General features: G+C 61.1%; 13 protein-coding genes. 11 read left to right on the plus strand and 2 right to left on the minus strand.

Features of this window, described 5'->3' with window-relative positions:
- The 9 genes from M2447_RS02255 to M2447_RS02295 all read left to right on the plus strand — a co-directional run bounded on the left by M2447_RS02255 (window position 1) and on the right by M2447_RS02295 (window position 10080).
- The gene (locus M2447_RS02255) at window positions 1–1032 is read left to right on the plus strand and encodes an aspartate-semialdehyde dehydrogenase (protein WP_277557230.1); all 1032 of its coding nucleotides are present in this window, start codon (window positions 1–3) and stop codon (window positions 1030–1032) included.
- Window positions 1033–1122: 90 nt separating this feature from the next.
- A complete protein-coding gene (gene ribB, locus M2447_RS02260; protein ID WP_108825584.1) occupies window positions 1123–2232 on the plus strand; it encodes a 3,4-dihydroxy-2-butanone-4-phosphate synthase in 1110 nt (369 codons plus the stop codon).
- A gap of 236 nt (window positions 2233–2468) precedes the next feature.
- Window positions 2469–2996: a sigma-70 family RNA polymerase sigma factor gene (locus M2447_RS02265; protein WP_277509387.1), complete on the plus strand. Its 528-nt coding sequence runs from the start codon at window positions 2469–2471 to the stop codon at window positions 2994–2996.
- Window positions 2993–3481 carry a hypothetical protein gene (locus M2447_RS02270; RefSeq protein WP_277557231.1) on the plus strand — a complete coding sequence of 163 codons (489 nt, stop codon included), beginning with the start codon at window positions 2993–2995 and terminating at the stop codon, window positions 3479–3481. The genes M2447_RS02265 and M2447_RS02270 overlap by 4 nt, the downstream gene beginning before the upstream one ends.
- A 40-nt stretch (window positions 3482–3521) precedes the next feature.
- On the plus strand, window positions 3522–5168 hold the full coding sequence (locus M2447_RS02275) for an RDD family protein (protein ID WP_277557232.1): 1647 nt from the start codon (window positions 3522–3524) through the stop codon (window positions 5166–5168).
- Window positions 5169–5210: 42 nt separating this feature from the next.
- Entirely contained in the window at window positions 5211–5417 is a 207-nt protein-coding gene (locus tag M2447_RS02280; RefSeq protein WP_108825588.1) for a hypothetical protein, read from the plus strand.
- An 84-nt stretch (window positions 5418–5501) separates the two neighbouring features.
- Window positions 5502–7511, plus strand: coding sequence for a (E)-4-hydroxy-3-methylbut-2-enyl-diphosphate synthase (gene ispG / locus M2447_RS02285; protein ID WP_343215362.1), 2010 nt, complete (start codon window positions 5502–5504; stop codon window positions 7509–7511).
- A 475-nt stretch (window positions 7512–7986) separates the two neighbouring features.
- Window positions 7987–9354 carry a chromosomal replication initiator protein DnaA gene (dnaA, locus tag M2447_RS02290; protein ID WP_277509382.1) on the plus strand — a complete coding sequence of 456 codons (1368 nt, stop codon included), beginning with the start codon at window positions 7987–7989 and terminating at the stop codon, window positions 9352–9354.
- Between the two features lie 114 nt (window positions 9355–9468).
- Window positions 9469–10080 (plus strand): hypothetical protein, encoded by a 612-nt coding sequence (locus tag M2447_RS02295; RefSeq protein ID WP_277557234.1) that lies wholly within the window; start codon window positions 9469–9471, stop codon window positions 10078–10080.
- A 13-nt stretch (window positions 10081–10093) separates the two neighbouring features.
- Here M2447_RS02295 and M2447_RS02300 read toward each other — a convergent pair whose 3' ends face one another.
- Complete coding sequence (locus M2447_RS02300; protein WP_277557235.1) at window positions 10094–11785, minus strand: DEAD/DEAH box helicase; 1692 nt, start codon at window positions 11783–11785, stop codon at window positions 10094–10096.
- 266 nt (window positions 11786–12051) lie between these two features.
- Between M2447_RS02300 and M2447_RS02305 the strand changes: the two genes are divergently transcribed.
- On the plus strand, window positions 12052–13119 hold the full coding sequence (locus M2447_RS02305; RefSeq protein ID WP_277509377.1) for a M42 family metallopeptidase: 1068 nt from the start codon (window positions 12052–12054) through the stop codon (window positions 13117–13119).
- Between the two features lie 275 nt (window positions 13120–13394).
- The gene (glyA, locus tag M2447_RS02310; protein ID WP_277509376.1) at window positions 13395–14669 is read left to right on the plus strand and encodes a serine hydroxymethyltransferase; all 1275 of its coding nucleotides are present in this window, start codon (window positions 13395–13397) and stop codon (window positions 14667–14669) included.
- A gap of 191 nt (window positions 14670–14860) precedes the next feature.
- Here the strand turns inward: glyA and mgrA are convergent, their stop codons facing one another.
- Window positions 14861–15853, minus strand: a complete 993-nt coding sequence (gene mgrA / locus M2447_RS02315; RefSeq protein ID WP_277557236.1) for an L-glyceraldehyde 3-phosphate reductase — start codon at window positions 15851–15853, stop codon at window positions 14861–14863.
- Window positions 15854–15878: the final 25 nt, after the last annotated feature.

Genomic DNA, 15878 nt, shown 5'->3' on the forward strand with positions numbered 1-15878 from the left:
ATGAATCCATCACTCACAGTTGGCATCGTCGGCGCGACCGGCGCGGTTGGTCAAGAACTCGTGCGTCTCATGCACGAGCGCAATTTCCCGTTCACCACGCTGAGGCTCTTCGCCTCGGCGCGTTCCGCGGGCAGGACAATCGAGCACAGCGGCAAAAAATATGTCGTCGAGGAAGCCAAGCCAGGTGTGTTCGCCGGGGTGGACCTGGCGTTTTTCGCGGCGGGCGGCTCCGTGACGCGCGCGCTGGCGGGCGACGCGGTGAAGGCCGGCTGCCTTGTGATCGACAAGAGCTCCGCGCTTCGCCAGGAGTCGGACATTCCGCTCGTGATTCCCGAGATCAATCCCGAAAAACTGCGCGCGCACAAGGGCATCATCGCCAATCCGAATTGCTCGACCGCCGTCATGCTCATGGGCTTGTGGCCGCTGCACCAGTTGTTCGGCGTGAAGCGCGTGATCATTTCGACCTACCAGTCCGTGTCCGGCACGGGCGCGGAGGCGGTGCGCGAGCTAGACGACCAGGTGCATGCGTATGTGGCGAAGCAGCCGCTCGTGAAAAAAGTTTATCCGTATCAGATCGCGTTCAACTGCATCCCGCACATCGACACCTTCGACGACACCGGCTACACCGGCGAGGAGACGAAGATGGCGATGGAGAGCCGCAAGATCATGGGCCTGCCCGGGCTGAAAGTCTCGGCGACGACCGTGCGCGTGCCGGTGGTGCGCGCGCATTCGATTTCCGTGTGCGCGGAGTTCGAGCGTCCCGTCGATGTCGAGAAGGCTCGCGCGGCGGTGGCGGCGTTTCCGGGCGCGGAGCTCGTCGATGATCCGGCGAACAAGAAATATCCGACGCCGGTTGATTTTGCGGAAAAAGTGAAATGCGGCGTGGGTCGCATCCGCAAGGACACCGCGTTTGAAAACGGTCTCTCGTTCTGGGTGAGCGGCGACAATCTCTGGAAGGGCGCCGCGCTCAACGCCGTGCAAAACGCCGAGCTGATGATCCGCGAAAACCTGCTCAAGCCGTCGGCGGCCTGAGCGCGGGTTGCGTGTTTGCGCAGGGTGGGGCGCAAATATCCAGCTCAACCTTTGTTGACACGCGCGCCCGCCCGACAGATTTTTCTCCGCATGTCCGCCAATTCTTCCGCTTCTGTTGAATTTGATTCCGTCGAGTCCGCCATTCAGGACATTGCCGATGGAAAGATGGTCATTGTCACCGATGACGAGGGCCGTGAAAACGAGGGCGATCTCACCATCGCCGCGGAAAAGGCGACGCCCGAGCATATCAACATGATGATCCGCCACGCGCGCGGACTCATTTGCACGCCGATGACGGAGCCGCACCTCAAGCGCCTCGGCATCAGCCCGATGGTGCAGCAAAACCGCGAGTCGCACAAAACCGCGTTCACCGTTTCGGTCGATGCCGCCGAGGGCATCACCACGGGCATCAGCGCGTTTGACCGCGCGCGCACGATCAAACTCCTCGGCGACCCGAACACGGGGGCCGACGAACTCGTGCAGCCCGGGCACATCTTTCCGCTCGCGGCGCGCTCGGGCGGCGTGCTCGAAAGGGCGGGGCACACCGAGGCGGCGGTCGATCTTGCCGCGCTTGCCGGGCTGACTCCCGCGGCGGCGATTTGCGAGATCATAAACGAGGACGGCTCCATGGCGCGCATGCCCGACCTTGTTGAATACAAAAAGAAGTTCGGCCTGAAACTCATCTCCATTTCGTCGCTCATCGAATACCGGCACAAGCGCGAGCAGCTCATTGAGGAGGTGTGCGCGAAGCCTTTTTCGTCGGAGTTTGGCGAGTTCACGCTGCATGTTTTCCGCAACAAGCTCGACCATCGCCAGCATCTCGCGTTCGTGATGGGCAAACCCGGCCCGGGGGCCGCGCTTGTGCGCGTGCAAAGCGAAAACCTGCTCAGCGATGTGTTTCGCGCGCGCGGCATGAACGGCTATCACGCGCTCACCGTTTCGCTCGCGGCGGTTGCGCGCGAGGGCGCGGGGGTCGTCCTCTACATGGAGCCCGCCGATCACGGGGCGGGCAACGTCCGCCGACTTGGCTTGACGCCGGGCGAGATGCCCGCGCCGATGGGATTCCGCGACTATGGAATCGGCGCGCAAATCCTCTCCGCGCTCGGTTTGCAAAAAATCCGCCTGCTCACAAACAACCCGCGCAAAGTCGTCGGACTCGCGGGATATAATCTCGAAATTGTCGAGCAGGTGTCGCTTTAAAAAAACTTTTTTTCGCAAGGACGGAAAGGCGCAAAGATTTGGCCGGGTTTAACTTGGCTCATCTTTGCGCCTTTGCTGTTTCCTAATTTGAAATAAACTGCAACTTTCGCGCGCCGCCCTGTGTTCTGTGCATGAACAATGAAACACAAAAGCCAGTTTCACCCTCGACGCCGCCCGTGTCCGCGGAAGCACGCCCGCACATGAGCACGTCCCGGGAAACAGACTTTTCTCTCTTCATGCGCAAACACCAGAACATGGTTTTTACCACTGCCGCGCGCCTGACCGCCAACGACGCGCAGGCCGAGGACATCGCCCAGGAGGTTTTTATCAAGGCCTACGATCATTTCGACGCGCTCCGCGACGAACCCGCCGCGCCCGGCTGGCTGCGCACCGTCGCCACGAATCTTTCGCTCAATCACCTGCAACGCTACCGCAAGCGCTGGCGGTTTTTCTCGGAGTTCCGGCGCGCCGACGACGATGACTCGTCCGAAAACACGCCCGGGGTCGAGTGGGCCGCGCCCGACACGTTTTTTGACGACCTCGACCGCGCCGACCGGCGCGCCTGGGTCGAAAACGCGCTCGCCAAACTTCCCGAGCACCAGCGTGTGCCGCTCGTGCTCTTCCACTACGAGGACATGCCCTACGACGAGATTGCGAAAACCCTGCGCGTCTCGCTCTCGAAGGTGAAGATCGACATCCTGCGCGCGCGCGCCGCGCTTGCGCGCACGCTCACGCAAAACCCCGAAAACCCGGTTTCAAAATGAACAACACACCGCAACCTCACGATTCCAACGACCGGCTCTCCCGCGAAATCCACCGCGTGCTCCGCGCCCAACCCGACCGCGCCGCCCCCGACTCGCTCGAGGCGCGCGTGTTTGCCGGGATCGAGCGCCGCGCCGCGCTTCCGTGGTGGAGGCAGTCGTTCGCGCGCTGGCCGATCGCGGCCCGCGCCGCGTTCATGATTGTTTCGGCGGCGCTCGCGGCCGTGATGATTGTGACATTCGCGCGCGTGCTGAACATCGTGCCCGCGCAGATCGAATCGCGGACGGGCGCCTTGGTTTCGGACTACTGGGAAATTATCACCGGTTACTGCGCCCGTTACCTGGCGGGCATACCGTCGCATGTCTTTGCAATCGCGGCGGCCGTGATCGGCGCGTGTTACGCCGCGCTCTTCGGCTTGGGCGCGGCCGCGTATCGCTATTTTTGGAAACCCGGCGCGCGCCACTCCGAACCTGTTTCGCACACATGACCAATCCTTCAACAACGGCCCGACTATAAAACTCTTTATCATGAAAAAAATCTTACATCTTTTCACACTGCTGGGCGCATTCAGCGTTCTCTCATGCGGCGTGCTTCAATCGCAGGGCAACACGCCCGCGGAGCCCCAGGCTCTGCCGCCAACGGAAGCCGCATCGGGTGAAACTCCGACCGCGCCGGATGCGCAACCCGCTTCCGATGCGACTGCCGGCGATGATGAAAAACCGGCCAAACCCGAAAAGAAGAAACGGAAATCGCGCGACCGCGCCTCTGTTTCGCGAGCCAGCGGGGAGATTGTGACCTTTTTTTCCGACGCCATTGTTCCCAAGGATAAAAAAGTGGAATCCGCCGTTGCTGTTTTCGGTGACGTGCGGGTTGACGGCAGCGCGGACGAGGCGGTTGCGGTCATCGGCTCGGTCACGGCCAACTCAAAAGTGCGCGAGGCGGTTTCGATTGTCGGCTCCACGACTGTCAACGGCGGAGCAAGAGAGGCTGTCGCGGTTGTGGGCAATGTCTATGTGAACAGCCATGTGACAGGACAGGTCGTTGCCGTCGGCGGAGGCGTGGAGCTTGGTCCGGACGCGCGCGTGGACGGCCAGGTTGTCGCGCTCGGCGGCGGCATCACACGCGACGAGTCGGCGAGCATCGGCGGCGAGATCGTGGAGATGAAGCTGTTCAACGACATCAACGGTTTTAACGCGTGGATCACGCAAGCGATTGCGAAGGGGCGGCTGCTCGCGTTTGATTCGGCGCTTGTGTGGGCGTGGATTATCGCGGGTGGTTTCCTGCTGTGCTATTTGCTCACGGCGTTGTTTGTCCCGAAGGCGGTCACCGCGAGCGCGGCGGCGCTGGAGCAGCGTCCCGGCGGCACCTTTTTGGCGGCGCTGCTCACCGCGATCATAGCGCCGATACTCGTGGTGCTGCTGGCCGCGACCGGCGTCGGCATTTTCATTTTGTTTTTTGCAAAACTCGCGCTCGTCCTTGTGGGCAAGGCGGCGTTTCTCGCATGGATCGGACGTCGCGCCAGGATAACGTATCCGTTGTTTGCGGTCCTTTTCGGCGGTGTGGCGCTCGCGCTGCTCTATTGCGTGCCCGTGCTCGGCATTGTGATGTGGAAGTTCAGCAGTTTCCTCGGCGCGGGCATGGTGGTTTATGCCGCGCTTCTGGCGCTTCGCCGCCGCCGCGACGAACGCGATGCGGCGCGCAACGAAAAGGCGGACGCGGCCGCAGCGAATCCCGCGCAGCCCGGCGAGCCTCCCGTCATCACCGGAACGGAGATTGTCACGACCCAAACCGCCGCGTCGTTCGCGACACGCGCGGGCTTCTGGGTGCGCGCGGGAGCACTGTTGATCGACTTTGTGTTGATCGCGATTGTGGCGAATGTGTGCCACGTTGGCGTGCTGATGCTGCCGTTGTTCGCGGTGTATTGCGTCGTGATGTGGGCGTTGCGGGGAACGACGATCGGCGGCATCATTTGCGGCCTGAAAGTTGTGCGCTTGGACGGACGGCGGGTTGACTGGGTCACTGCGATTGTTCGCGCGCTGGGCGGCTTCATATCCGTGGCGCCGGCGGGGCTTGGTTTCATCTGGGCGGCGTTCGACGACGAGCGCCAGGCTTGGCACGACAAAATCGCCGGCACCGTGGTCGTTTACGCGCCCAAGGGGCAGTCACTCGTTTGAATACGAAATTAGGAATCCTCGTTTCGCGTTTTTAATGTTCCCATGAAACTCATCCTTACAATTCTTCTCTGGTGCATTCTGTGGGCGTTGTGCTGGCCGCTGGCGTTGCTCGTGCTTCTGGTGCTTCCGTTCATCTGGCTGCTTTCGATCCCGTTCAAGATATTTGCGGTATGCTTGAAGTCGCTGCTGGCGTTGCTCGAATCGCTTCTGCTTTTGCCCGCGAGGATGCTCGGATACCGGGTGTCGTGAGGGCGCGCCGGATCGCGCCAAATGGACGGGTTTTTCTTGTGCGGGCTTGCCGCGCATCCGTTGCCGCGTATCTATTTTCGGCAAATGTCCTATTGCGTGTCACGATTTCAGACCATCCGCCGCCGCACCGTCGAGGTGCGGGCCGGCGTCGTCGGCATGGGCGGGGAAAATCCCATCCGCATCCAATCCATGACGACGAGCGACACTCAGGACGTCGCCGCCACCGTGCGCCAGTGCGTGGCGCTTGCCGGGGTCGGTTGTGAAATCATCCGCGTCACCGCGCCCAACGTCCCCGCGGCAAAATGCCTCCGCGATATTCGCGCCCAGTTTTCCGCCGCCGGGTTTGCGGACATCCCGCTTGTCGCCGACATCCACTTCCTGCCCGCCGCCGCGATGGAGGCCATCGAGCATGTCGAAAAAGTTCGTGTGAACCCCGGCAACTACGCCGACAAAAAAAAGTTTGCCGTCAAGGATTACACCGACGCCGACTACGACAACGAGCTCCAGCGCATCCACGACGCATTCACGCCGCTTGTGCTCCGCGCAAAAACACTCGGACGCTCGCTTCGAATCGGCACCAATCACGGCTCGCTCTCCGACCGCATCATGAACCGCTACGGCGACACGCCGCTCGGCATGGTTGAAAGCGCGCTCGAATTTCTCCGCATCGCCCGCGGGCACTCGTTCGACCAAATCGTGCTTTCGATGAAAGCCTCGAATCCCAAGGTCATGATTCAGGCCTACCGCCTCCTCGTCGAGCGCATGCGGCAGGAGGACATGCACTACCCGCTGCACCTCGGTGTGACCGAGGCTGGCGACGGCGAGGACGGACGCATCAAGGGCGCAATCGGCATCGGCAGCCTCCTTCAAGACGGACTCGGCGATACCATCCGCGTTTCCCTCACGGAAGACAGCATCCACGAAATCCCCGTCGCCCGAGCCCTTGCCGCCAAGGCAATGTCCCTCTGGCAAAACCCGAAGAGCAACCCCATAGCTTCCGCCTCGGATTCCATCGATCCGTTCCATTTCGCGCGGCGTGACATTGGGCCGCTCTCACTTGCGCCCGCAGCTGAAATCTCCGCCGAGCAACCGCCTCGCGTCATTGCGCGTGCCGCCTCCGTTTCGGCGCTGCCCGGGGTGCTCGAAAAACTCGCAACGCTTGCGGACACGCCCGCCGAAGCCGTGCTTGTGCCTGTTGCGAACGCCGCCGAGCTCCGCGCGCTGCCCCAGACCGGCAAGACGCTCGTTCTCGAAATCCCCGCCGCGGTTTCCGCCGACGAGCTTGGGGAAAATCTTTCCGCTCCGCACATCATCCTGCGCACATTCACCGCTCAAGACGCCGCGACGCTCCGCGCCTTTGCCGCGGTTGCCGAGAAACGAAACCTCGCTCTCGCCATTGCCACCACCGCGGCTGATTTTGCCGCGCTTGCCCCGGCGCTCGCCGCGCTCACGCCCGCCCCGCGCATTATTCTCACCCTCGCGGAGGAACCGCGCGCCGTCGCGCCCGCGCATCCAACTTCTGGATACAGGCAGCTCGCCGAGGCGCTTCGGGCGCTTGCGCCGTCCCCGCTTGCCCGCGCCCCAATCTGGATACGCAACACCCCCGCCACCGCGCTTGCCTCCTCCGGCAATCCCGATTTTCTCTCCCGCCTTCTCGATGCCTCCATTCTCACCGGCTCGCTTCTTTGCGACGGCATCGGCGACATCGTCAGCGTCGAAACGGAAAACGATCCCGTTCGCGCCACCAAACTCGCCTACAACATCCTACAGGGCGCGGGTGCGCGCATTTCGAAAACCGAGTTCGTCGCCTGCCCCTCGTGCGGACGCACGCTCTTCGACCTGCAAACCACCACGCAACGCATTCGCGAAAAAACCGGGCATCTCAAGGGCGTGAAACTCGCCATCATGGGTTGCATCGTCAACGGCCCGGGCGAAATGGCCGACGCCGATTTCGGCTACGTCGGCGGCGCGCCAGGAAAAATCAACCTCTACGTCGGCAAAACCTGCGTTCAATACAACATCCCCCAAGCCGAGGCCGACAACCGCCTCATCGACCTCATCAAGCAGCACGGCAAGTGGACTGACCCGGTGTGAAAAAGACATCGAAAACTGAGGGAATAATCTCGACCGCCACACAAGTTTTTAGCATTTTTTTAGCCTCGTTTTTCGTTTCTCACTCTTAAAAATTCGCCCCGCACCGACCTCAATGATGGCAACAAAAAAATTGAAAAAGTTATCACCAAACCGAGTGTGAATAACTTGTTGGAAAGTTCATCTTGCCAGCGCTTTTTTTGTCGCCGTTATTTCTGCCTCGCCCATCCTCCCGGATTCGAACCTGCCGTTCTTTCTCACATCACTGATTCTGCTTCCCCGTAGCTCGCGAAGAGGTTTTCCGCATCAATCGGGATACCAAGCTGTTACCGAGGCCCGAAAAGCCCGCTATCAACGAGGTGTCTCTCGACACAATTTACTCTTCCCAAGCACGCGCCCAAGCCGCGTCCGCGATGTGTCCAATAGCGCCCGTTCGAGCCCATGTGAATAAACCAGCTCAACCACTACTCAACCGGACATGCCTACACTCTCCGCCCCCTCCATTTGGGAAGCCGTGAAAAACGACTTCAAGACCCTCTTTTCAGACGAGGTCTACCACATGTGGTTCAACGAACTCGTGTGCCTGGAGCAAACCGACACCGCCATCACACTCGGCGCGGCCACGGATTTTGCCGCCTATTTTGTCCACGACAACTATCTCGACCTCATCAAGCAGCGCCTGCAGCTCGCCACAGGCACCGATTACACGGTGCGCGTGAAAAAGAACCCCTCCGTCGCGACGCCCGCCGCGCCCGCGCAAACCGCCGCCGCGGCCGAGCGCCGTCACAACCGTGTCGCCGCCGCCGAGCGCCCCCCCGTCAACGGCACACTCGCAGCGCGCAACACTTTCGAGAATTACATCATCGGCGAAAACAACATGATGGCGCATGCCGCCGCCATGCGCGTCGCGCAAAGCCCCGGCCAGGCCTACAACCCCCTGTTTATTACCGGCAGCACCGGCCTCGGCAAAACGCACCTCATGCACGCCATCGGCCACGCCGTGCTCAAGTCCAACCCCCACGCCAAGGTCATCTACCTGACAACGGAAAGGTTCACCAACGAATACGTGCAGGCCATCAGGGAAAACGCGCTCGTCGCCTTCCGCCGCCGCTATCGCAACGTGGACGTGCTCCTTCTCGACGACATCCAGTTCCTCGGCGGCAAGGAGGGCATCCAGGAGGAGTTTTACCACACCTTTAACGACCTCCACACCGCCGGAAAACAAATCGTCATCTCCAGCGACCGCCGCGCCTCCGAAATCAAGGATCTCGAGGCCCGCCTCGTCTCCCGCTTCGAATGGGGACTGCCCACCGACATCCAGGCGCCCAATTACGAAACGCGCCTCGCCATCCTCCGCAGCAAAGCCGCCTTCTTCAAATACGAGCTCCCCGGTGATGTGCTCGAGTTCATCGCCAAAAACGTGGCCAAAAACATCCGCGCCCTCGAAGGCGCGCTCATCAAGGTCGCCTCCACCGCCTTCCTGCTCAAGACCGGACCGATCGACGTCACCCTCGCCGAGAAACTCCTCCAGCCCATTCTCATTGAGCAGGCGCAAAGCCAGCTCACCATCGATGCGATCCAGAAACGCGTTTCCGATCACTACGAACTGCGCCCCGGCGACATGGTCAGCAAACGCCGCCCCGCAAACATCGCCTTCCCCCGCCAGATCGCCATGTATCTCGCCCGCCAGCTCACCAAGCACTCGCTTCAGGAAATCGGCGCGGCCTTCGGCGGACGCGACCACGGCACCGTCATTCACGCCTGCAAAACCGTCGAAAACATGATGGAGCAGGACCCCTCCGCCCGGCACTCGGTCGAATATCTGCGAGTCCAACTCTCGCGCTAAACGGAACAGGATATCAGGGACTGGAATATCAGGGAGTTAGTTCCGGGCGACCAGTCCGCCGCCCTCTGCTGAAGCTCCGTTTTCACTCTTCATTTTTCACCCATCACTCTTTCCATGACACTTACGACCGAACAAAAAACCGCAGTTGCCAACTGGATCGCCGCGGGGGACACGCTTGCCGACGTTCAGAAAAAACTCGCCGGGCAGTTTAACCTCACCCTCACCTACATGGACGTCCGTTTTATCGTGGATGACCTTGATCTTACGCTCAAGGACCCCGCGCCCCCGCCGGTGCCATCGCCAGAGGCGGGCGCGCAACCACCGGCTGGCGGCGCGGCTCACGGCGGCCCGATGGAGGACGACCTCGACAACGAAAGCCTCCCTCCCAATCACCTCGCGCAAAACCGCCCCTCGCCCTATCCTGGCGACCCGTCCGATGACGAGGATTTTGCGGAGGACGAATCCGTCCCCGCGGCCGCCGTGCACGACACCCCTCCACTGGACACCAACGTCCGCGTCGAGCTGGACAGCGTCACGGTGATTCCGAACGCCGTTGCGAGCGGCAGCGTCATCTTTACCGATGGAGTGACGGGCAAGTGGTTTGTGGACAACTACGGACGTCCCGGCTTCACGCAAATCAGCCAGCCCGACTACCGACCCACGCAAGCCGACGCCCAGGCCTTCATGCAGGAACTCAGCGCCGCCCTGCAAAACCGCGGCTTCTAAAAAGGGTGGGGGATCACCCCATCTGCCCCGGTTCCGCCATCGTCACGCGCACGGCGTCGCCGCGCATGCGAATGCCGTTCACCTTTTCGATAATCAACTCCGCGGCGTCCTTGCGCACATCGACAAGCGTGTGCCGCTGGTGAATATCAATCGCGCCCACGACCTCCGCGGGCAGGCGCGTGACGCCCGCGATCTTGCCGACGATATCCGCCGGCGTGACAAGCTGTTTCCTCCCCGCGCTGAAAAACAATGTCGCAAACCCCGCCTCGCGTCCCGTCCGCGCCGGGCGGTCGTATTTCTGTTTTTGTTTCGCGGGCTTGGGCGGTTTGCTTGAAAACTTCTCATGTTTTTTCCCGTCCTTTCGGCCAGCGGGCTCAACCCATTCGGCAGGGCTTGGCTGGCTTTTCTTATCCCCCTCGCCGCCATGCATCACATGAATCAGCGCCGCGATGATGTCCGTGCTCGCATAACCCTGCTCGAGCAAACGGTCGATCAGGCGATCCTGCTTGCGATACTCGGCGGCGTCGAGGGTGGTGCGCAGTTTTTCAAAAAACTGGTTTTCGCGCGCCTCCTCCACGAGGTCGAGCGACGGGATTTTTTCGCGGCGGATTTTTAACTTTCCGTAACGGATCATGTTTTGCAGCGAGTAGAGCTCGCGCCCCGACACAAACGTGAACGCCCGGCCCGACTTGCCCGCGCGGCCCGTGCGCCCGATGCGGTGCGTGTAATCCTCGGCATCGTTCGGCAGGTCGAAGTTGAACACGACCTCGAGGTCGTCCACGTCGAGCCCGCGCGCCGCCACGTCCGTTGCGATCAGGAACTCAAATCCGCGCCGGCGAAACTTGTCCATCACGCGCGTGCGCTGCGCCTGAGAGATGTCGCCGTGCAGCCGCTCCGTCGCGTAGCCGCGCGCGTGCAAGTGCTCGTCGAGCTCGTCAACCATCAGCTTCGTGCTGCAAAAAACAATGCCGTAGCGAAAGTCGTTTATGTCGATGATGCGCGTGAGCACCTCGATCTTCGAGCGCCGCTCCACCTCGAAATAAACCTGGTCAACCTGGGGCGCGTTTTGCGCGACCGCCTCGATTTTGATGCGCTTCGGATTGCGGCTGTATTTGCGGATCAACTCCTCGATCTGCCTCGGCATCGTCGCCGAGAAAAACAGCGTCTGGTGCTCCGTCGGCACCTGCATGAGCACGCGCTCGATGTCCTCGCGGAAACCCATGTCGAGCATCCGGTCGGCCTCGTCGAGCACGAGCATCTTGAGCGCGTCGAGCCGCAGCGTGCCGCGCTCGATGTGGTCGATCACGCGCCCCGGCGTGCCGATCACGATTTGCACGCCGCTTTCCAGCGCGCGAAACTGCCGGTCATACGATTGCCCGCCGAAAATCGGCACCGCCTGCACGCCGCGTTTGAAAAGCGAAATCTTCGCAACCTCCTCCGCCACCTGCACCGCAAGTTCGCGCGTCGGGCAAAGCACGAGGACCTGCACCTTGCGCATTTTCGGGTCGATTTTCTCGACCATCGGAATCGCGAACGCCGCCGTTTTTCCCGAGCCGGTTGACGAAAGCCCGACGATATCCTCGCCCGCCATGATCGGCGGAATCGCGGCGGTCTGGATTGGCGACGCCTCCTCGAAACCCATCTTGTCAACGGCCTTCAATATTTCGGCGGACAAGCCGAGTTCGGAAAAACGGAGATTGCTCATTTGCCGGACGATGCACGTTGCGCGTCGCAAAGCGAGCCGTAGATTTCGCGGACGGAATTTTCAGGATAGGATTAACAGAATGAACAGGATTTAATCCCCCCGGCTGCGCAAACGCCAATCAACTCCACAATCCAGTAAATCCCGTTAATCCTGTCCTCAAACTTCGAAATCTGTTTCAAGCACCAGCCCCTTTTGAAGTCCGAAATCTGAGATCTGAGATTTGAGATTTGCAGAATCAGCGAGCACCGAGCAGGCTTCGCGCCATTATGAGCAAATACACAGCCCCCGAATTCCTCACCGACCTTCTTCACGCCCGTTCTCCCTCGGGCTACGAATTCGAAGCCCAAAAAGCTTTCGACAAACACGTCAAAACTCACGCCGACGTTTACGAAAAGGACGCCATGGGCAACCGCCTCGCCACGCTCAATCCCAAGGGCGACCCCGTCCTCATGCTCGCCGGTCACATGGACGAGCTCGGCCTCCTCATCACCTACGTCAACAAGGACGGCTACCTCTACTTCCAAACCATCGGCGGACACGACCGCACCGTCATCTCCGGGCGCCGCGTCATCATCCAAACCGCCAACGGCCCCGTGAAAGGCGTCACAGGAAAACGAGCCATTCACCTCATGGACGAGGCCGACCGCAAAAAAGTCCCCGAGATTCACGAAATCTGGATCGACATCGGCGCGCGTTCCAAAAAAGACGCGCTCGCCCGCGTTTCCATCGGCGACTGCGCCACCTACGACCACGAGTTCGAGCTCATCAACGGCAGCATCGGCGCCGCCCGCGCCTTCGACAACAAAGTCGGCGCCTATGCCGTCGGCGAAGTCATTCGCCGACTCGCCAAGCAAAAGAAAAAACTCGCGGCCAAAGTCGTCTCCGTTGCGACCTCGCAGGAGGAAATCGGCACGCGCGGTGCCGCGACCTCCGTCCATGCCGTCAATCCGCACATCGCCATCGCCATCGACGTCGGCCACGCGACCGACCACCCCGATTGCGACAATCGCAAATACGGCGAAACCACGCTTGGCGGCGGCCCGATCATTTGCCGCGGCGCGAACATCAACCCGAAAGTTTACGATCGCCTCGTCAAGTGCGCCAAAAAACTTCGCATCCCCTACCAGCTTGAGGCCGATCCGCGCCCGACCGGCACCGACGCCCGCGCGCTGCAAATGGGCCGTGGTGGAGTCGCCACCGGCCTGATCTCCGTCCCTCTCCGCTACATGCACACCCCGAGCGAAATGGTCGACCTCGAGGACGTCGAAGCCTGCGTAAAACTCCTAGCCGCCTTCGCTCTCTCCCTCGAAAAAGGCGACTACGCGCATTGGTGACAACCGCGGCGTGGACGCCGCAACCCGCAGGAGCCCAATCAAGTTGCAGCGGCGTAATCACCGCGTTGCCGGTCATGCGCGCCCTGCGAAGAAAATGACGGCTGATTTTGGATAGAATTGGCAGGCTGATCAGGATGAAAAACACCCCATTTTCATAATCCTGTTCATTCTGCCATTCTGTCCAAACGTCTGCTTGGAGATTTTTCAGGATTTCGGGATTTGGGATTTTTTCTTTGCCAGCCTTCGCTGTTTGGCGATGTATTTGCCTTTTCCTCATGACCACGCTCAACGCCACACCGCTCAAAACACTCGACCCGGAAATCTACGACTGCATCAAGTCCGAACTCGGGCGCCAGCAAAGCCACATCGAGCTCATCGCCTCGGAAAACTTTGTCGTGCCCGCCGTCATGGAAGCCCAAGGCAGCGTCCTCACCAACAAATACGCCGAGGGTTATCCCGGCAAACGCTGGTATGGCGGCTGCGAATTCGTTGACCAGGTCGAGCGGCTCGCCATCGAGCGCGCCAAAAAACTCTTCGGCGCCGAGCACGCCAACGTGCAACCGCATTCCGGCTCGCAGGCCAACTTCGCCGTTTACACCGCCGTGCTCCAGCCCGGCGACAAAATCCTCGGCATGAACCTCAGCCACGGCGGACACCTCACGCACGGAAACCCCGCCAATTTCTCCGGCAAACTCTACAAATTCGTGCAATACGGCGTGCGCGAGGACAACGGCCTCATCGACTACGACGAGCTCGCCAAAGTCGCCGCCGCCGAGCAGCCCAAGATGATCACCGTCGGCGCCAGCGCCTACTCGCGCATCATCGACTTCAAGCGCATGTCGGAAATCGCGCAAAGCGTCGGCGCGTATCTCTTCGCCGACATCGCGCACATCGCAGGCCTTGTCGCCACCGGCATCCACCCGTCGCCCGTTCCCTACGCGGATTTCGTCACCACCACCACGCACAAAACCCTGCGCGGCCCGCGCGGCGGCTTGATCATGTGCAAGGAAAAGCACGCCAAGGCGATTGACTCCGCCATGTTCCCCGGCGGCCAGGGCGGCCCGCTCATGCACGTCATCGCCGCCAAGGCAGTGTGCTTCGCCGAGTGCCTCAAGCCCGAGTTCAAGGCCTACACGACGCAGCTCGCCGCCAATTGCAAGGCGCTCTGCGCCGCGATGGAAAAACGCGGTTATAAAATCGTCTCTGGCGGCACCGAAAACCACCTCTTCCTCGTCGATCTGCGCACCAACCTTCCCGAGCTCACCGCGAAGAAGGCGCAGGAAACACTCGATCTGGCCAACATCACCTGCAACAAAAACACCGTGCCCTACGAGACACGCTCGCCCTTCCAGGCGTCCGGCATCCGCCTCGGCACGGCGGCGGTGACATCGCGCGGCATGAACGAGGCCGACATGGACGACATCGCCATGTGCATCGACCAAGTGTTGAAGGCAATCGGCACGCCCGACGAGGCCACCGCAATCGAGGCGTCCAAAAAACGCGTCCTCGAGCTGACGGCAAAATATCCGCTGCCCTACACGATGGCGTAAGGGCATTTTTCGACGTCGCGTCATAAAGCGATGGCATTGCAGGGCGCGCCGCAAGCGCGCCTTTTTTGTGCGAACGCATCAGCAAAGTCATTCACATGCGCGGGGCGCGCACGCTGGGCACGGCCCCATGGGCCGCGCGGCAAAAGATGAACGAGCGCGCCGCTGTGCTTAACACGCGATTTTGCGGATGATCACGATGCCAGGATTTTGTCGATGCTTGCGATTTCCGCGTCGCTGAAGTCTGTGTTTTTCAACGCGCCGAGGTTGTCATCGATTTGCCTGGTTTTGCTTGCGCCAATGAGCGCGGTCGTCACCACCGGCTGACGCAAAACCCATGCGAGCGCGAATTGCGCGAGGGATTGTCCGCGCGCTTTTGCCATTTCATTGAGCGCCCGAAGCTGCGCGAGCTTGGCCTCGGTGATATCCTCCGGTTTCAGGAATCGCGGATCGTGCGCGGCGCGCGAATCGGCGGGGATGCCGTTCAGGTAGCGATCCGTGAGCAGCCCTTGCGCGAGCGGGCAAAAGGGAATGCAGCCAATGCCTTCGCGCGCGAGCACGTCGATCAGGCCGTGTTCCGGCGTGCGTTCATACATGTGGTATTTCGGCTGATGGATCAGGCAGGGTGTGCCGAGGTCGCGGAGGATCGCGGCGGCGCGGGCGGTTTGATCGGGATTGTAGTTGGACAGCCCGGCGTAAAGCGCCTTGCCGGAGCGCACCGCATGCGCAAGCGCGCCCATGGTTTCATCGAGGGGTGTTTCGGGGTCGAAACGGTGCGAGTAAAAAATGTCCACGTAATCGAGGCCGAGTCGCTTGAGGCTTTGGTCGAGCGAGGCGAGCATGTATTTGCGGCCGCCCCATTCGCCGTAGGGGCCGTCCCACATCTGGTAACCGGCCTTGGTGGAAATGATGAGTTCGTCGCGATGGGCGGCGAGTTCCTCGCGGAGAATGCGTCCGAAGTTGGTTTCCGCGCTGCCCGGCGGCGGGCCGTAGTTGTTGGCCAGGTCGAAGTGCGTGATGCCTTTGTCGAAGGCATGCAAAACGAGCGTGCGCGCGTTTTCAAAAAGCACGTTGTCGCCAAAGTTGTGCCACAGGCCGAGCGAGAGCCGCGAAAGTTTCAGCCCGCTGCGGCCGCAGCGTTTGTAGATCGAGGAGTCCGAATAGCGCGAGGGAGAGGGTGTGTGCATGAGTTATTGTGAGACCGGTTCGGGA

It is taken from the genome of Ereboglobus sp. PH5-10 (genome assembly GCF_029504735.1).
In the GTDB taxonomy this organism is placed as follows: Bacteria; Verrucomicrobiota; Verrucomicrobiia; order Opitutales; family Opitutaceae; genus Ereboglobus.